The sequence below is a fragment of the Shimia sp. R11_0 genome (genome assembly GCF_017744035.1).
Classification (GTDB): domain Bacteria; phylum Pseudomonadota; class Alphaproteobacteria; order Rhodobacterales; family Rhodobacteraceae; genus Shimia; species Shimia marina.
Window position 1 is genome coordinate 19,083 of the sequence record NZ_JAGHQY010000010.1, and the last position, 18,169, is coordinate 37,251.

At 57.1% G+C, this 18,169-nt stretch carries 18 protein-coding genes; all 18 read right to left on the bottom strand.

Annotation, left to right across the window (positions count from 1 at the left end):
* Positions 1–10 precede the first annotated feature (10 nt).
* The 18 genes from J7382_RS17475 to J7382_RS17560 all read right to left on the bottom strand — a co-directional run bounded on the left by J7382_RS17475 (position 11) and on the right by J7382_RS17560 (position 18,133).
* Positions 11–1,048: an extracellular solute-binding protein gene (locus J7382_RS17475; RefSeq protein WP_209070279.1), complete on the bottom strand. Its 1,038-nt coding sequence runs from the start codon at positions 1,046–1,048 to the stop codon at positions 11–13.
* A 19-nt stretch (positions 1,049–1,067) separates the two neighbouring features.
* Positions 1,068–1,877 (bottom strand): ABC transporter permease, encoded by an 810-nt coding sequence (locus J7382_RS17480; RefSeq protein WP_209070280.1) that lies wholly within the window; start codon positions 1,875–1,877, stop codon positions 1,068–1,070.
* A gap of 3 nt (positions 1,878–1,880) precedes the next feature.
* A complete protein-coding gene (locus tag J7382_RS17485; protein WP_209070281.1) occupies positions 1,881–2,810 on the bottom strand; it encodes an ABC transporter permease in 930 nt (309 codons plus the stop codon).
* Positions 2,810–3,925: an ABC transporter ATP-binding protein gene (locus tag J7382_RS17490; RefSeq protein ID WP_209070282.1), complete on the bottom strand. Its 1,116-nt coding sequence runs from the start codon at positions 3,923–3,925 to the stop codon at positions 2,810–2,812. The genes J7382_RS17485 and J7382_RS17490 overlap by 1 nt, the downstream gene beginning before the upstream one ends.
* A gap of 393 nt (positions 3,926–4,318) precedes the next feature.
* The gene (locus J7382_RS17495; protein WP_209070283.1) at positions 4,319–5,092 is read right to left on the bottom strand and encodes an ABC transporter ATP-binding protein; all 774 of its coding nucleotides are present in this window, start codon (positions 5,090–5,092) and stop codon (positions 4,319–4,321) included.
* The gene (locus tag J7382_RS17500) at positions 5,089–6,150 is read right to left on the bottom strand and encodes an iron ABC transporter permease (RefSeq protein ID WP_209070284.1); all 1,062 of its coding nucleotides are present in this window, start codon (positions 6,148–6,150) and stop codon (positions 5,089–5,091) included. The genes J7382_RS17495 and J7382_RS17500 overlap by 4 nt, the downstream gene beginning before the upstream one ends.
* A 57-nt stretch (positions 6,151–6,207) precedes the next feature.
* Complete coding sequence (locus J7382_RS17505; protein ID WP_209070285.1) at positions 6,208–7,362, bottom strand: ABC transporter substrate-binding protein; 1,155 nt, start codon at positions 7,360–7,362, stop codon at positions 6,208–6,210.
* 131 nt (positions 7,363–7,493) lie between these two features.
* The gene (locus J7382_RS17510; protein ID WP_209070286.1) at positions 7,494–8,189 is read right to left on the bottom strand and encodes an RraA family protein; all 696 of its coding nucleotides are present in this window, start codon (positions 8,187–8,189) and stop codon (positions 7,494–7,496) included.
* Positions 8,186–8,881 carry an alpha/beta hydrolase gene (locus J7382_RS17515; protein ID WP_209070287.1) on the bottom strand — a complete coding sequence of 232 codons (696 nt, stop codon included), beginning with the start codon at positions 8,879–8,881 and terminating at the stop codon, positions 8,186–8,188. Before J7382_RS17515 ends, J7382_RS17510 begins: the two co-directional genes overlap by 4 nt.
* 184 nt (positions 8,882–9,065) lie before the next feature.
* Positions 9,066–10,025, bottom strand: coding sequence for a cupin (locus J7382_RS17520; protein WP_209070288.1), 960 nt, complete (start codon positions 10,023–10,025; stop codon positions 9,066–9,068).
* Positions 10,026–10,241: 216 nt separating this feature from the next.
* Positions 10,242–11,231: an ester cyclase gene (locus J7382_RS17525; RefSeq protein ID WP_209070376.1), complete on the bottom strand. Its 990-nt coding sequence runs from the start codon at positions 11,229–11,231 to the stop codon at positions 10,242–10,244.
* The gene (locus tag J7382_RS17530; RefSeq protein ID WP_247745097.1) at positions 11,231–12,277 is read right to left on the bottom strand and encodes a LacI family DNA-binding transcriptional regulator; all 1,047 of its coding nucleotides are present in this window, start codon (positions 12,275–12,277) and stop codon (positions 11,231–11,233) included. Before J7382_RS17530 ends, J7382_RS17525 begins: the two co-directional genes overlap by 1 nt.
* Positions 12,274–13,038: an SDR family oxidoreductase gene (locus J7382_RS17535; protein WP_209070290.1), complete on the bottom strand. Its 765-nt coding sequence runs from the start codon at positions 13,036–13,038 to the stop codon at positions 12,274–12,276. Before J7382_RS17535 ends, J7382_RS17530 begins: the two co-directional genes overlap by 4 nt.
* Positions 13,038–14,087 (bottom strand): ester cyclase, encoded by a 1,050-nt coding sequence (locus tag J7382_RS17540; RefSeq protein WP_209070291.1) that lies wholly within the window; start codon positions 14,085–14,087, stop codon positions 13,038–13,040. Before J7382_RS17540 ends, J7382_RS17535 begins: the two co-directional genes overlap by 1 nt.
* 63 nt (positions 14,088–14,150) lie before the next feature.
* The gene (hisD, locus tag J7382_RS17545) at positions 14,151–15,482 is read right to left on the bottom strand and encodes a histidinol dehydrogenase (RefSeq protein ID WP_209070292.1); all 1,332 of its coding nucleotides are present in this window, start codon (positions 15,480–15,482) and stop codon (positions 14,151–14,153) included.
* 78 nt (positions 15,483–15,560) lie between these two features.
* Positions 15,561–16,094 carry an ester cyclase gene (locus J7382_RS17550; RefSeq protein WP_058239333.1) on the bottom strand — a complete coding sequence of 178 codons (534 nt, stop codon included), beginning with the start codon at positions 16,092–16,094 and terminating at the stop codon, positions 15,561–15,563.
* Between the two features lie 126 nt (positions 16,095–16,220).
* Positions 16,221–17,105, bottom strand: a complete 885-nt coding sequence (locus tag J7382_RS17555; protein ID WP_209070293.1) for a carbohydrate ABC transporter permease — start codon at positions 17,103–17,105, stop codon at positions 16,221–16,223.
* Positions 17,105–18,133, bottom strand: coding sequence for a sugar ABC transporter permease (locus tag J7382_RS17560; protein WP_209070294.1), 1,029 nt, complete (start codon positions 18,131–18,133; stop codon positions 17,105–17,107). Before J7382_RS17560 ends, J7382_RS17555 begins: the two co-directional genes overlap by 1 nt.
* Positions 18,134–18,169: the final 36 nt, after the last annotated feature.

The following is an 18,169-nucleotide window of genomic DNA, read 5'->3' on the forward strand; positions in this document are numbered from 1 at the left end:
ATGGATCTGATTATTTCTTCAGTTCAGTCCAGATTTTGTCATAGACCGCTTGCGTTTGTTCGTCACAAACCTCGATGAAGACGCCGGGTCCTGCAGTTTCCGGAGGATTGTTTTCAGGTTGCGCCAGCAGATTGGGATCCAGGAACTCAGATGTTCCGGTCAGGCCATTGTTGTAGCGTGCAAAATTGGACACAGCTGCGATATTTTCAGGCTCCAAAAGAAAGTCCATAAACTTCAAGGCACTTTCCCGGTTTGGTGCGTCTTTCAAGAGGACGACACTGTCCATCCACGCCACGTAGCCCTGTGTGGGAAAGGCATATTCCACGGATGCCTTTTCCTGACGGGCTTTGGCGGCAAATCCATCATAAATCATGCCGACATCCGCATCGCCGGAGACCAGAACCTCTTTGGCGGTATCTGAGTTGAACGAGGCCCAGTGCTGCTTGGCTCCTTGTAGCATTGCGTTGAGGGCTTTTAACTGCTCACGATCCGTGGAGCATTGTGGAATGCCCATGTGAATGGCAGCGAGTGCCATCACCTCGCCTTGGCTATCCAGCACATTGATGCGTCCTTGTAGCTCGGCCGGTGGGTTGAACAGAATATCGGTGGTCTGAATGTCACCATCATAGGCGTCGCGATTTACCGCAAAGCTGGTTGAGCCCCACTGATACGGGATCGACGAGGCGCGACCGGGGTCAAAGCTTGGATCAGCCCAGTCCGGTGAGATATTACCTTTGTTCTTCAGCTCACCCTCAGCAATGGTGTCCAGCATACCTTCGCTGGCCATGATCGCCACCATGTAGTCGCCGGGAACCGATACGTCATATGTCCCGATGCCGCCTGCTTTCAGGGAAGCCAGCATCGCTTCGTTGGAGTCATAGGTGTCCATGGTGACCGTGATGCCGGTCTCAGCTGTGAACTTGTCCAGCAATTCTTGTGGCATGTATTCAAACCAGTGGTACAGAACCAGTTCGCCTTCGGCAGTTGCCGCATTGGCACCAATGGTCAGGGCTAACGCGGCGACACCGCTTTTCATCATATTTTTCATGTATGTCTCCATCTGTTGGTTATTTTGTGTTGTCGGATTTACTGACGAAATAGCTGATGGTGACCATTACGATAGACAGGCTCAGCAAAAGGGTCGAAATGGCCATGATGTTTGGTTTGATGCCTTGTTTGACCGATCCGAAGATTGCCGTTGGAAGTGTCTCGACTCCTGCACCTTTCACGAAGTTGGTGATGATGAAGTCATCAAGGCTCACGATGAAGGCCAGGAGGAAACCTGAAATAATTCCCGGCATCATGAGGGGCATAAGGATCTTGGTGAAGGCTTGTCGCTTGGTCGCGTAGAGATCAAGTGCGGCCTGCTCATAGCTGTCTTCAATGCCCTGCATTCGCGCCGAAATCGGCAGGTAGGCAAAAGGGATACAAAACGCGATATGGGCGAGCAGGATGGTTAGGAGGCCGCGCTGAAACCCAATCGCATTGAAAAATATCAGGGTCGCAACCGCCAAGACGATCTCGGGCACCATCAGTGGCAGGCTGATCAATCCAAAAGATACGGGACGTAGTCGGAAGCGTCCGCCGCGCACCATGCCCGTCGCAGCCAGAGTGGCGATGGCTGTGGCGGTCGTGGCGGCAATGATCGCAATGACAAAGCTGTTCCATGCGGCGGTTTTGAACTTCGCACTTTCTGGCCCGGAGAAGATATCCACATACCAACGCAATGATAGGCCTTCCCAATTGGTCAGGGATTGTGAGGCGTTGAAGCTATAAATTGTAACGACAACCAACGGGGCATAAAGGATCACCAAACATAGCAGAGTGATCGCCTTGAAGCCTGTGTAAGACTTTATGTCGAATTGCTTGCTTGTCATGGGTTAGCTCTCGGCCTTGTCTGCTTTTGCTTGTTGACGCGCCGAGAACATGAGGATGATCAAAACCATGCTCAGCAAAATCATTGAGGCCGCTGCGCCGAAGGGCCAATTGCCTGCATTGCCCTTGAACTGTTCTTCGATCAGCGAGCCGATCATGAAGTTCTTGGCTCCGCCCAGCAGGTCGGGTGCCAAAAATGATCCCATGGAAGGTACAAAGACCAGAATGCAGCCTGCAAAGACGCCAGGTTTGATGGCAGGAAGCAGGATGCGCCGAAGTGTGGTTGCTTTTGAGGCGTAGAGGTCAGCAGCGGCTTCTGAGAGGGAAAAGTTATAGCGCTCGACCGCTGCATAAATCGGCAGCACCATGAAGGGCAGATAGGAATAGAACAGCCCCAGTTGCACGGCAAAGTTGGTGTTGACGATGTGTAGTGGGCTGTCGATCAGACCGGTATGAATGAGAAAATCATTCAAAGGCCCCTGATCTCTCAAAAGAAATTTCATGGAGACTGTGCGGATCAACAGGTTCACCCAATAGGGGATGGTGATCAAGAACACCCAAACCGGCCGCATCCTCGCTGGTCGTGTCGCGATGAAATAGGCTGTGGGGAAACCGATCATGAGGCTGAGCAATGTGGCCGCACCCGCCTGCCAGATTGAGCGCCAGAAGATCGTGATGTATGTCCATTCGATCTGTGGGGCTTCATCTCCGAAAAGGCCACGATCAAAAAAGAACTGGTCATAGGCGGACAGGGAGAACTCCCATATCACGCCGCCTCGAAACTCCTTTGTCAGAAAGGAGTAGATCAGCATCATGATCACTGGCGCCAGCACAAGGATACAGAGTGTGACCCATGCCGGGAGCAGCAGCCATGTGCGTTCTTCTTTATAGGTATCGGTTGAAACGCTACCGCCGCTTGCCGCACCCGCCGCCATCAGTCGACCAGGAGGCGCCCGGCCCCCCGCTCCATATTGACGTACATCTCAGTGCCCGGTTCAAAAATACGTTTGTTGCCACGATCCGAGTTGGAGGTACGCACAAAGAAGTCGGGACCATCTTGCAGATCAACGATGGTGGTGATGTCTGTTCCGACAAAGATATTTTCTTTGACCCGCCCTTTGAGGCTCTCACTTTCAGCCGGATCTTCCGACATAAAAAGGCGCTCAGGCCGAATCGACATATGCACTTTGGATCCGATGCCGATCCCATGAACGGCATTGCAGGTCAATTCGTGCCCACCCCCTAAGTGACAGACGGCCCTGTCAGCGTTAATCGCATCAACTGAGACTTCCAGCAAATTGGTCTCGCCAATGAAATCCGCCACAAACATATTGTGCGGCTGTTCGTAGATATCAGTCGGCGATCCCAGTTGCTGCAACTCACCAGCTGACATGACCGCGATACGGTCGGACATGGTCAGGGCTTCTTCCTGATCGTGTGTCACAAAGATGAAGGTGATCCCGGTTTCGCGCTGCAAGTGTTTTAGTTCAAGCTGCATTGCCTTGCGTAGCTTCAAATCCAACGCCGACAGTGGCTCATCCAGCAGTAGGACTTTAGGCTGCGGGGCAAGCGCGCGGGCGAGCGCAACTCGTTGCTGTTGGCCCCCTGAGAGTTGGCTAGGCTTACGGGCAGAGAATTGGGAAAGCTGTACAAGTTCCAGCATCTCACCAGCCTTAGTGCGGGCTTCGGACTTTGATTTGCCCCGCATTTCCAAGCCAAAAGCTACATTGTCCAGAATAGTCATATGCGGAAAGAGCGCATAGTTCTGGAAAACCGTGTTCACGGGGCGTTTGTTTGGGGGCAGGTTCGCGATTTCATCACCAAAGAGGTAGATTGCCCCTTCGGTCACAGCCTCAAATCCGGCGATCATGCGTAGCAAGGTGGTTTTGCCGCAACCGGATGGTCCCAGAAGCGTGAAAAACTCATTGTCCAGAATGGACAGTGAGATCGTCTTGAGCGCGGTGAAGTCTCCATAACGTTTGACCGCGTCTCTTACATCGATTGCGATCTGTTTATTCTCAGCCAATTTGGCCTCCCTGAGGTGCCGCATGTTCTACCATGGGTATATCCGGGCGCCGCCACCTGTCTAAGAACGGACTTCCTCACTTTATCTTAGGTACAACCTAAGTACTGATTTTTGCGTTTAATATCAGTTTATTAAGTGGATTTTTTGTCATTCACTCCGCGTGGCGCTTTTGTGGACTTAAACACCAATGGGTCCAATTCGGGCAGTTTAAAAAAGGCAAATTGTCGATCCGAATTGATCCACCGCTCAGCTTGAGAAAACAAAGGCACCTCCACAGTTAGATCTGCTGCGTTAAGCAGCGGTCATTGTATCTCTGTCTTCTATGCCGTTGTATTTTTGACCGTGGGCCCGGCCCATATCGCGCAGACAGATGTCTATCTGAAGTGTCTCGTATAGATGTCGCAATCCGCGCAATGGTCACGCGGGCAACCTGGCATCTACATAAAGCGCGCCGCGCTCGGTGCGTTCCAGATCGGTTTTCACGCGGTAAGCTTCGCCAATCTCTGGCAGCGCGAGGATCTGCTCTGGTGGACCATCCGCAAGGATCACCCCATCGCGCAACAACACCAGCCGGTCACAGAATTTCGCCGCAAGGTTCAGATCATGTAGAGCTGCGATGACAATTGGCTTGCGACGTAGCATTTCGCCGCGGATTGATGTCATGATGGACAGCTGGTGATGCAAATCCAGGGCACTGGTCGGTTCATCCAGCAAGATGACATCCGGAGCACGTACAATTGTTTGCGCAACAGAAACCATCTGCGCCTGACCTCCGCTCAAATCCGCGATGCCGCGGTCTGACAGATGGGCAAGTTTCAGGGCGTGAAGTGTTTCGGCCACCCGATCAAGATTGTCAGATTTTACCCGCCAGCCGCTGGTTTGTTTCAACGCCAGCAAAACGCTTTCAAATACTGTCAGCAACGCATTGCAGCCAAAGGCCTGCGGCATATAGGCGACCTTCTGTGCGCGGTCGCTCCGGCTCATCCCGGCAATGTCGTTTCCGTTTAAGCTGATCTGCCCGGCAGTTGGCGTGATTAATCCGGCCAGCGTTTTAAAAAGCGTAGATTTACCGGAGGCATTTGGCCCAATCAAACCGATAAATTCACCACCTTTCAGATTGGGAACGGAGACGTCATGTAGAATTTCGACGCGGCCGTAGCCTGCTTTTAAGCTCTCGATATTTAGGGTCATGACAGTTTCTCTCGCCGTGTTCCGAGAATGATCGAGATAAACACGGGTACGCCGATCAATGAGGTGATGATGCCAATGGGATAGATGATGCCCGGTGTGATGGATTTGGAAATCACCGAGGTCAGTGACAGCACAACCGCGCCAACCAATGCTGAAAGGGGTACAAAAAACCGCTGATCCTCGCCAACAAGAAGCCGCGCGATATGCGGGCCGACCAGCCCGACAAACCCCACCGTGCCAACAAAGGAAACCGCCGTGGCCGCCAGAAGTGACACACAGATCAGCATCTCAATCCGCAGGCGCGCCACATCCACCCCCATGCTCTCTGCGGTGGCCTCGCCCATGCGCAGCGCGGTCATGGGCCATGTGCGCAGCAGGCTGAAGGGAATTGCCAGGCCAAGCAGTAAAACGCCAATGCTGATCTTTTCCCAGCTGGCACGGCCAAGCGAGCCCATCATCCAAAACACAATGCGCGCGATCTGATCTTCGGAGGCCATATATTGCATCAGCGCCAAAAGCGCCGAAAAGGTGAAAAAAATCGCAATGCCAAACAGGATCATGGTTTCTGATCCGATACCCTTCAGCCGGGTGGCCAACAGGATAAACCCACAGGTGAGCAGGGCAAAGACAAAGGCATTGATGGAGACCAGCAATGGGCCGACGGCGGGTATGATGCTGAAGCCCAAAACAATCGCCAGTGAGGCACCAAAGGAGGCGGCAGCCGAGACCCCTAGGGTAAATGGCTCGGCAAGCGGGTTGTTCAAAATTGTCTGCATCTGCGCGCCAGCCACAGCCAGCAATGCTCCAACAATCACGGCGGTGATGGCTACCGGCAGGCGATAATCCCACACAATCACCTTGAGCCGCACGCCGTGCGAAAGCGGATCTGTCAGAACCTGCCACACCGTTGATAGGCTGTAGTTTCCCGGCCCGGTTGCGATATCTACCAGAAAGCTCAGCAGAAGGATGGCGGCAACGACGAAGATCATGCCGTAGCGCCGCGCGGTTTGGGACGCATAGGACCGTCGCATCTCTGCGACGTTTATATCGATTGTCATGGGGAATACCTTAAAGATGTTCGGTCCCACCTAGGCGGGACCGAATTTTTGGCGGTGTTACATACCAGAGTTCAGCGTGCCCCAGAAAACGCCGGAGTATTCAATCGGCAGGAACTTCTCATGCAGCTCTTTCATGGTTGCCTCTGGATCTACATCGGCAAACAGCTCTGGATGTGCCCATTTGGCAAAGGCCTGCATCGCTACAAAGTGGTAAGGGCTATTATAGAACTGATGATAGACGGAGTGGAAACGACCGTTTTTCACCGCAGACAGCTCTGGCCAGCCTTCGCGTGTCGCAAGACCTGCAAGGCGGTCTTGAACGGTGGCTTCATCCGCCTCATAACCGAACAGAACTGCGATGGTGTCTGGATTGGCTTCAGACCAGTTTGCCCCGGTGCCGATGATCACAGCAGGGTCATCCGCAAACAGCGCTTCAAGGCTGACTTTGGTTTTGAAGCCTGGGAATTTCATTGACCCCCAATTGCGCCCGCCGGCCAGATCCACCAAACGCCCGAGATTGGCCGCGCCATAAGTGGTGCAACACTTGGACGGGTTATAGCCAGCCGCGTTTTCGATAAAGACAATCGGGCGATCTTCGACCGGGATCTGCGACACGCGGGAATAGATCAGCTTGGTTTGCTGCTGATAGAAATCGGAGAAAGCGTCAGCCTGATCCCGTTTGTCAAAAATTCGCCCCATCAGCTGGATGCTGGGGATAGAGTTTGCGGTTGGATCTTGGCGGAAGTCCACAAAGACGGTGGCCACACCCGCCTCTTCCAATTTTTCGATAATGCCGCTTTCCTGCGCCTTGAGCAGGTTGCCGAGGTTCATGAACACCACTTCGGTGCCAAGAGAAATAACCGCCTCAAGATTCCACTCATCGGCATAGGGGCTGCCAAAGCTGGGGAGGTTCTTGATCTCGGGATAAGCGGCCAGATACTTGCGGTAAGCATCTGGGTCATAGTTGATCATGTCGTCTTTCCAGCCGACGACACGCGCAAATGGATTTTCTTGGTCCAGAAGTGCGATCGAATAGATCATGCGGCCTTCGCCGATCACAACTTTAGATGGGTTCTTCTCGACTTCGACAACGCGGCCAGCGATGTCGGTCACTTTGATGGTCTCTGCAAGGGCGATCGTGGCGGACGCAAAAGAAAGCGTGAGTGCTGCGGCAGCGGAGCAAAGACCCCGCGTCAGATTTTTGACGGTCATAGGTCTCTCCTTATTTCAGCGGCAGCAGATGCCGCTCGCATGCGCAATTAATAATAGTTGACTAAATTTGTCAAATGATTAGCGCGCTGCAATGTATGAGACTGATACGATCTACGGTCTTTGCTGCCTGTCTATGTGCGGGCCGCTTCAAAGGCTTGCCATGCCGCTTCAAACTTTTCAAAATCAAAGCCTTCCTTGCGGGCGGGTTCCAGAACCAGTTTTTCGGTTTCAAGCAGTTTGAGGATGGCGGCTTCCAGCATGGGAACGACATCTTCAGGAATAACCAGCGCGCCGTGGCGATCGGCGTGGATCAGATCGCCGTCTTTCACCGTCATGCCAAAAACCTCAATCGGGGTGCCGACCTCGCGCACATGCACAAAGGCGTGGCTGGGGCCGATGGAGCCTGCGACCACCGGGAAGCCTTCTGGCAGATCTCCAAGGTCGCGCATCACGCCATTAGTCAGCGCGCCGGATACGCCTAAGCCCTTGTGAACAGTGGTGTTTATCTCTCCCCAAAATGCGCCAACCGCGTTGGGATAATCGAGATCTTCGACCACGGTGACACGGGGGGAGGGGCCTTCTGACATGTGTTTGTAATAGGCCATGCGGCGGGCGCGGATCACTTCCGGTGCCTCTTGTGAGGGCTCCTGCGCGGCAATTTTGGCGGTGCGGGCGTAACCGACCATAGCACCTTCTTCGGGGGCGGAGCAGAGCATGGTGCCACGGGTGAATTGGGCAAAACCGCGTTGGCCCTGTGCCACCTCAATGGCGTTACAGACCGTTGGTGTATCGACAGATTTCAGGAGTTTGAGCAGGGAGGGGGTCATAGGAGGTCCAACCATTCTTTGAGCGCGGCGGTGGTGGCTTCGGGCTGTTCCAACGTCGGTAAATGGCCAGCGTCGGGCAGGATGTTCAGGGTGCTGTTGGGCAGCAGATCATGCATGAGCTCATGGCGTGCGATGGGGCAGAGGCGATCCTCTTTGCCGCAGAGCACCAGCGCGGGGGCGCGGTAGGATTTCAGGGTGTCACTTTGATCTGGGCGATCACGTAAGGCGATGGATTGATTGATGAAAACCTCATCACCAAGCGCAAGGGCCATGTCTTCGCAGATCAGCTCCAGCGTGGCGGCATCGGACCCTTCTGCCAGATAGTTCGGGATCATCTGATCGCGCATCACATCGCGCAGCTGACCGTTTTGCACCATCTCGATCTGCGGGCCGCGTTTGGCTTTCACAGCCTCCAGTTCGGCAAGAGGGTTGGTGTCCATCAGGGCCAGCCCGGCGATGCGTTCCGGCGCAAGACGGGTCACTTCCATGGCAAGAATGCCGCCCATGCTGAGGCCGGCGAGGGCAAAGCGAGGGGGGGCGTCTTGCAGCACATCCTGCGCCAGTTCGGTCATGGTGGCAAAGCCGCCAATGGGCGCGACAGACACCATGCGGCGCGCTGACAGGGCGGCAATTTGGGGGGCAAATAGCCGAGCATCACACATCATGCCGGGCAAGAAAACGATGGGTGTCATTGGCGACAGTCCTTCTAAAGCGCACGGGGAGGGCGGTGCGTTAAACACTTGCGCATTGTGCCAAAACCACCTGTCTGTATTGCGTCGGTATCGCGTCTGTATTGCGGAGGTGTCATTTTCGGCATCTCGCTGTTAACTTTTGCGGCTGTTGCGTGGCGACCGTTGCGCCGCGCAAGTCCTTTCGTTAACCGACCCAAGTCGCCCCGGCGGGGTCGTTGGTGGCGGTGATACGGTAAAGCCCGGCCTCACCTGTCATGGAGGGCGCGGCGCTGTAGCTTTCGCCCGGCATGGTCAGAGCGGTGTCCCCGGCGGAGAGGGTGACCTCTACGTCATCAATCTTGATGCGCCAGTGGCCGCTGGCAGGCATCAGCACCACGGGCTGCTCGGTTTTGACCTGCTCGGTGACGGCTGAGCCACGGGTGAGGAAATCCACCTCAAAGCCGGGCTTGTCCTTGATCATGGCATCCTCGCCAATCACCTTGGCAGGTTTCTTTGACCCAAGCGCCATCAGATCCCAATAACGGGCGACATATTTGCCGACCACATCCTCAACCGGCACTTCGGGGTAGGCTTTCAGTTCTTCCTCAGACAGCAGCGGCATGGCGCGCACATTGTGGGGGAGCTCCTGCCCTTTCTTGCTGTCATAGAGCACGCCGTTGTCGCCCAGCATCAGGCCGTGGGCTTGTGCGTCCTCGATCACCTGGGGGGCCCATGTTACGCCGCCGCCCGCATCGTCGCCGCCAAGGATCGACATGATCATGCCGTAGTCCTGACCGACGTTTTCAAACCCCCGGAAGATGCCGGTGGGAATGTTGAAGATGTCGCCTTCTTCGGCGATGAATTCACCGGCGGTACCATAGCGGCCCCAGAAAAAGCGCCAGCGGCCTTTGGCCACAAAAAACACCTCGGCGGTGGTGTGGCTGTGCAGGGAGTTGCGGCATTTGGGCGGCTGGCCTGCCGCGCCGATGTTGAAGCCGATCTTGTCGGTGATATGGACGTGCTGATCTGGGGATTCCGAGACACCGCCACCGACGATGGTGAAGTTCTCTTTCTGATCAGAGCCCGGTGTGTGGGCGTCGATGAAGGCAGTTTTGCAGGGTTGCAGCTCGCCGTAGCGGACGATGCGGGATTGGATGGTGCTCATAATGTGTCTCCGTGTGTTTGAGCCCCGCACCCAGATGATCGATCGGGCGGAGGCGTTTGAGAGGGCGCGGTCCCGGCTCAAGGCCGGGACGGGGCGCGCACTCCGGGAGGACGGTTGTTCAGACGCCGGGCGCGCAGAGAGGCGCGGTGTGCATGAAAGCGCCGCGCCGCCTGTGTGGCGTTGAGATATGAGTTTTTACCCTGCACCAAACGCGCCTTATAGTTCGCCGGTATGCAGCAGGATCTGTTTCCAGATCGCGGTTTCGTCAAACAGGGTCCATTCGCGGCGCAGGCGGATGTCGCCGCCGATCAACTCACCCCATTCGGCGTGGCTGATGCCGAGCACATAGAGCTCGGCCCCCGTGGGGGCACCAAGGCTGCCCCAGCCGTCATGTGTGCCGTGCAGGCTCCAGCGGATCGCGGAGCGGGGCGGCATGTTGGGATCGTCGCGGCCGATCTGGTGGTGAATGGTGAATGTGGCGGACGGCATGGAGGCGCGCAGCGACATCCAGAAGCGTTCGACTGGATCAAAGCTGTGGCCAGTGGCTCCGCCGGGGTATTCAGATTGCACGGCGCGATCATAATTGCGTTTGATCGCCGCCATGTCGGCATCCATCATCGAGGTCAGCAGATCGGCGTGGCGTTGGCCCCATGGGTTGTCATTGCCGCTGCCTTTGTAAGGGCCGTCGATGTCATTGGCCGGGGTGAAAGGTTTCACGCAGGCTTCAGGGCCGCCTTCGCGGGCAATCAGATCGCGGGCGAAGTCTTTCGGGTCCCAGCCCATCTGGCGCACCACCGCGCCGTTGTCCCGGATCAGCCATTCATCGTCGATGGCGTTATTTTTGGCGTGGCAATCGGCCAGAATGCGGTAGGTGAGCTTGGTGCCGGTGGCCTTGCCAAAGACACCATCGCCCAGATGGGTCGCGGTGGACATAATCCGGTGGCTGGAGAGCATGCCCTCCTCCGGGGTGCCGGACCAGATCACATCTTCACCCAGCAACGTGCGATCAGGGAATTCTGCGAGCGTTGCCATGGTCGCGCCAATCACGCCCGCGTTGCCGCGCGACACGGACCCCGGCATGCGCACCGCCACATCCGGCGCATAGTACTCATGCAGGGTTGAGAGACCGCGATCTTCCCAAATCTCTTTGGTGATGCCGATGATGTAGTGCGGAAAATCTGTGAACTTATTGGAAAAGCCGTGCATCATCCTTGTCTTTCTTCTTGGGGCCATTCGACAGGCAGGCGGGCAGAGCTGCGCACGATCAATGGGGTCGTGATGGCGACCTGACGGGGCGCTGCGGTGGTGGGGTTTTCAATGTGGGCAAGCAAAGCATCTACGGTTTCTGCCACCATCAAATTGGCGCGTTGGCGCATGGTGGTGAGGCCATAGGCGCGCCAGGCGGCGGGGGGCACATCGTCAAAGCCGACAACCGAGACATCCTCTGGGATCTTGAGGTCGAGGCCGTAGCGCAGCTCGTCCATCACTGTGAAGGCCATGTGGTCATTGGCGACGAACACCGCGTCGGGGCGGTCTTCAGCAGGCACGTTGAACATGGCGTTGGCGGCGGCGCGGGCATGGTCGGTATCAAACTCGCCACAGCCACGGGCAAAGAGGCTCTGGCCCAGCTCTTCCAAGCCAGCGCGGAATCCGGCCTCACGGTCACGCTGTGTGGAGGCGCCTTCCCACCCAGCGATATAAGCGATTTTCTGGTGGCCGCCAGCGACGAGAAACTGCGCCAGTTCACGTCCGCCAGCGAAGTTATCCGAGGTGACGGAGCTCACGCCCTGTGTTTTTTCAAATCGGTTGAAATGGACCACGGGCACATTGGCCTGAATGCACTTCTGCGACAGTTTGGAGGACATGGCGACAGAGGCGGTGACGATTCCATCCACTTGATAATCAAGAATTTCCTGTACCACATCATCAATGGGACCTGCGGTGTGCGAGGCCATGAAAACCAGCACATGATAGCCCTGTTCTTGCAGTGCGTTGGAGAGGATTTCCAGCGTTTCGGGGTAAAAGTAATTGTCCAGATAGGCGACAACGAGGCCAATGATGCGGCTTTTGCCGGAGACCATGGCACGGGCGAGCACATTGGGGCGGTAGCCCAGCTCCTCAGCCGCCTTGCGCACTTTGTCCACGGTTTTCTGGCTCACCGAGGCACCGGGGGTGAAGACGCGGCTGACTGCGGATTGGCTGACACCAGCGCGCTCCGCCACTTGCAGGGATGTGACTTTCTCCGCCATCAGTCTGCCGTCCAGCCGCCGTCGATCAGCATGGAGGTGCCGGTGACCAATGCGGAGGCATCCGTGGCGAGATAGAGGACAGCGCCCATGATGTCCTCCACGTCCCCAATGCGCCCCAGTTTGATTTTCTCTTTGATCCAGGCGGCGCGTTCCGGGTTGTCAAAGGTCGATTGCGTGAGTGGTGTGCGGATGAAGGTCGGGCAGACGGTGTTGATGCGGATTTTGGCTGGCCCCCATTCGATGGCCATGGCTTTGACCATGCCCTCAAGCCCGTGTTTGGAGGCGCAATAGACCGCCCGGTCGATGCCGCCCACGTGGCCCATTTGACTGGAAATGTGAATGATCGAGCCGGGTTTGCCTGCCGCGATCATCGCTTTGGCAGCATAGGCCGAGAGGAAATAGGCCGACCGCAGGTTCAGCCCCATAACGGCGTCGTAGTCTTCCGGTGTGGTCTCCATCGCGGGGCCGTGGCGCGCGAGACCGGCGGAGTTCACGACCACATCAAAGGCGCGTTCCGCCATCACGGGGGCAAGCGCCTCAAGATCGTTTTGATCCAGCGACAGTGCCTCGGCACTGTGGCCCGCTTCGGTGAGTGCTGTGACGGTGTCGTTGAGCTTGTCTACGCCGCGTGCGGCGCAGACCACATGCGCGCCTGCCTCAGCCAGCGCCACGGCGCAGCCCTGACCGATGCCGGAGGAGGCTCCGGTGACAAGCGCGGTCTTGCCTGCAAGGGAAAAGGACGGGGTGCGGGGCAGTTGGGTCATCAGGTCATTCCATCTGGCAGTGTCAGGCGCGCAAGGCTGCGCGCTTTGTTGAATTCCCGCAAGCGGGCAAAGACATCAACACCCAATTGGCGATAAACGTCGAGCAGATCGACAAGCACCCAGTTTTCACGGATCTTGTCGCCCTCCACGCGCCAGAAATCGAGGCTGCGCAGGCTGATCTTTTTGCCGGAGGGCGCGATCCCCATCCAGCCATCGGCGCTGAGGCTTTGCATCATATTGGGCCAGCCGGTGACGGCTGCATATTGACCGTCGCCAAAGAAATGGTGGGTGATTTCATCCTCATGCTGGCCGCGATCTGGCATGGCATTCAGAAACGGGATCTGATGCCAGTTCCGAAAGCCGGAAATGCCGCGCGCGGTGCCGATGCCCGCAGGGCCATACCAGCTCATGCGGGGATGCCAGAAGCGGTCAAGTTCCATCACGCGCGGGTCGGGGTCTTTGGGGTGTTTCACCAAAGCCGTGAGCATATCGAGGATCAGCTGGCAGCTCTGCGCGCTTTGCTCTGCATCATAGGGTCCTGGCACAATGCCATCAGAGGTGGCCGGGCCGGGCACGCGCCATTCACGCCCCAGCGAGGGCGCCATGGGCCACACACCGCCCTGCATCATCACCTCGGGAATGTCCCAGATGGCCTGTATCTCCACCACTTTGCCGTCCTCAAAGCGGAAAAACTCGTGGTAGCGCATTGCGATCTGATGGCCGGTGGGCGGGATATCAAGCCATGGGGCGGCAAACACCCCGGTATAATGGCCGCCACAGCCAACCCAATCCTGTCCCAAAGCATCTGCGCCCGCCATGACAATGAAATCACGCCGCTCCAGATCGGGCACCGCTGCAAACAGCGGCGCAAAGGCGCGCTCATAAAGAGCCTCCGGTCCGGTCAGATCCCCAAACGGGTGGCACAGGTGAACCTCCACATCCGGCGCACAAAGCTGCTCCAAAGCATTCTGCACCGCAGCCGCCTCAAAATCATAAGCCGCCTCACGAAACGCCTTGATCGTCGCTTTATGCCGGGTGTGTCTGTCCATTTTCCTCTTGCTCAAGATATCTAGTGGGATCTGAGGGGATGGCCCCTCAGATCCCAAGCCGCGTCACTCAGCGGCGTCACGATAAGGCGCGCCGGTGCCATAGGGCACGTTGATACCGCCATAGCGGCGCACGCGCACATTGCATTGCTCTGCATGGCCGACAAACCCTTCGAGCATACAGAGGCGGGAGCCATATTCGCCGATCAGCGTGGCGGCCTCATCTGTGGTGACCTTCTGATAGCTGTGGGTTTTCAGGTATTTTCCTACCCAAAGACCGCCAGTATAACGCCCCGCCTTCTTGGTGGGCAGCGTATGGTTGGTGCCGATCACCTTATCCCCGTTGGAGACATTGGTGCGTGCGCCCAGGAACAGCGCGCCGTAGCAGGTCATGTTCTCAAGGAACCAATCGTCGCGGTCGGTCATCACCTGTACATGCTCAGAGGCGATGTCATCGGCCACTTCCAGCATCTCCTCATAGGTGTCACAGACGATCACCTCGCCGTATTCATCCCAGCTCACGCGCGCGGTGTCGGCGGTGGGCAGGATCTGCAGGATACGTTCGATCTCCACAAGGGTCTCTTCGGCCAGCTTCTTGCTGTTGGTGAGCAGCACACAGGGGCTGTTATAGCCGTGCTCCGCCTGACCCAGCAGGTCGGTGGCGCAGAGTTCGGCGTCGGCGGCGGTTTCATCCGCAATCACCATGGTCTCGGTTGGACCAGCAAAAAGGTCGATGCCGACGCGGCCAAAGAGCTGGCGCTTGGCTTCGGCCACAAAAGCGTTGCCGGGGCCAACCAGCATATGCACCGGATCAATGGTCTCTGTGCCGATCGCCATGGCGCCAATCGCCTGAATGCCGCCCATCACATAGATCTCATGGGCACCGCCCAGATGCATGGCGGCAATCACGGCGGCGTTGGGCTTGCCCTGAAACGGCGGGGTGCAGGCGATGATGCGCGGCACGCCAGCAACAGAGGCGGTGGCCACGGACATATGCGCCGACGCCACCATAGGGAATTTGCCGCCGGGCACATAGCAGCCCACGGATTGCACCGGGATGTTTTTATGGCCGAGGATCACGCCGGGCATGGTTTCCACTTCGATGTCCAGCATCGAGTCCCGCTGGGCCTGCGCAAAGTTGCGCACTTGTTCTTGGGCAAATTTGATGTCGGCCAGCTCACGCTCGGTCAAAGAGGCGATCAGCGCGTCGATCTCTTCCTGGCTCAGGCGGAAAGAGGCCGGGGAATAGTTGTCAAATTTCTCAGACAGCTCCCGCACGGCGGCGTCGCCGCGGGTTTCAATGTCTTTGAGCGTGGCTTCGACCACGGCGCGGGTTTTGGCATCATCTTCGGCGCGTTCCGCTTGGTCTTTGCCGCGTTTCAGATACTCGATGGTCATCTCACTGTCTCCCGCCCCGCAGATTACGCGGGGCCTCATTCATAGAGTGGGGCCCCGGACTTGCGCCCGGGACATGGTTTATTTTGCCTCTGGACGGGGCGCTTCTTTTTCGCCGCGGTCATAGGCTTCCCAGCCTTCGCCGTTGAAAATGTCGACACCCAGCTGGGCAGCCACATGGGCGAAATCCACATTCACCCAGTTGTCGACAATCTTGCCGTCCACAACCTTCCAGAAATCCATATAGCGGATTTCGACGCGTTTGCCGGTGGGGGCAATGCCGAGGAATTCACCGGAGTGGGTGGCTTCCTGACGGCCAAAGGCCGCGGCCCATTCGCCCATGTACAGACGTGCCTCATCAATGCAGGTTTTGTCGGAAAACGCCGCCTGGAACGGGCGCTGCCAGTTGTCCTGAAATTCCTTGAGGCCGGTTTTGGTGCCGCAGCCCTGATTGCCCATCCAGCGGAAGCCCTGGGTGAAGAATTCGCCGATGTCGTCAATGCGGTGGTCATTGAGACCATCCACCATGGTTTCGATCACGCGGCGGGTGTCTTCGGTTTTGCTCATATCCGTGTCACGGGTCAGAACGGCTTGTTCGGGGCGAGAACCTTTCATGGTCTATCTCCTAGTAAAATGCGGTGTGTGGTGTGAGAGGGGCGCAAGGCACCCCGCTCAGAAAATCCCGCGGCATCCTGTTGAGCGCCGGATGGCGCGACATGGCGTTATGGCGTGCGCAAGAGCTCATCCTTTGACCGCGCCAGCGGTCAGGCCCGAAACAATCTGGCGCTGGAAGAACATCACCAGCACAAAGAGCGGCGCGGTGGCGGAGACCACGGAGGCAACCGCAAACATCACATTGCCCTCTTCCTGTGTGGAGCCAAGGAAGCCGTAGATCGCAGGCACCATGGTGCGGTTCTCTTCGCTGAGCAGCATCGAGGTGACCGAGAAGTCATTATAGGCCAGCAGGAAAGAGAACAGACCGGTGGTGATCACGCCGGGCCACATCACCGGGATGATCACATGGCGGAAGGCCTGAAACTGGTTGCAGCCGTCGACTTTGGCGCTTTCATCCAGATCCTTGGGGATGTTCAGAAAGAAGGAGTGCAGCATCCAGAGCGTGAAGGGCTGGTTGATGGCGACAAGCACGATGATCGCGGTGGGGATATGGCCCCAGAGGTTCCATTCAAAGAACGGCAGCAGGTAGCCTGAAACCAGCGTGATGTGGGGCATGGCGCGAAACACCAGCGCGATCATCAAAAGCCAGAAGGAATAGTTGTGACCGGAGCGCGCCAGCGCGTAGCCGCCCAAGGTGCCAAAGGTCAGCGAGATGGTAACGGTGAAGAACACAATGATGAAAGTGTTGATCGCCGCGCGCCAGAACTCTTCCTGCACCCAAGCACCTTCATAGCCTTTGCCGGTGAAGGTGCCGCCGGTTTCGATCAGCGTGCGGGTGCCGGTGAGGGCTTGGGTCCAGTCCGCTTTGGAGAAAAAATCCCCCTGCACTTTGAAGGAGCCCCAGAGGGTCCAGAGGAAGGGGAAGGAGGCGACAATCACCCAGAGCAGCACAAAGGCTGAGGAGATCACAATCAGGCTGCGGGAGGAGCGGTTTGCAATTGTGGAGGACATCAGACAGCCTTTCCTTTGAAGTCGCGCCATGTGCGCACCAGGACGGGGGCAAGCAGGATCGTAACCCCGATCACGGTCAGCACCGAGGTGGCAGCGGCGGAGTTGAAACGAGTGATGTCGCTGCGCATATCCGCAAAGATGATGTAGGAGAGCGAGGGTGCATTGGCTTGGGCCGAGAAGCCAACCACCGGTTCAAACACCCTGAAATTGTCCATCAGCTGCATCAGCGAGATAAACACTGCCAGCGGCATCAGATGGGGGATCACCACATAGCGGATCTGTTGCCATTTGGTGGCCCCGTCGATCATGGCGGCCTCAAGGGAGTCGCTGTTCACGGTCTGAAGCCCTGCGTAGAAGACCACAAAGGCAAAGGGTGCGCCGCTCCAGATGCCGTAGACGATGAGGGTGATCCATGTGAGTGGTGGGGAGGCTTTCAGCGAGAGTTCCGGATCGTCAAAGATCCATTGCAACGATTTGCCGATCACCCCTTGGGCGTCGATCATCCAGAATAGGATCAGCGAGCCGATCAGTGGCGTGATGATCATCGGCAGCAGGGAGACAAAAATGGTTGGGCCTTTGAGGGCGGGCGTTAGGCGGTTCACCCCAAGCGCGATCAGTAGGCCAAGCACGATCACCAGCGGTGTCACCAAAAACGTATAGGTGAGGGTGAAGGCGAGCGCCTTGTAAAACGGCAGATTGTAGAGCTCTGCGCAGAAGCCTCCGAGGCTTTCGCGGTTGGTCCAGGCTTTGGCAATTTCTGCTGAAGCGAGATGACCACGGTCAAAATAGGTGGACAGGCCCGCAAACCGCCCGAGTGGCTGTTCGGCGCGTAATTTGGCGGTGGCCTCAGTATCGACAGCGCTTTCCTGCGTGCAGCCAAAGGGGCCGCAGTTTTCAGTCACCACAAGGACCTGCTCATGTTCGATATACATGGACTGGACAACCACTGACACCAGTGGGAGCGCAATGAAGAGGGTCATTGCGGCAAGGCTGGGTAGAATGAACCAGAGGAAGGTTTTATGGCGCATGTCAGATCGTCCTGTTCACGAAGGGCCAATGGGCGG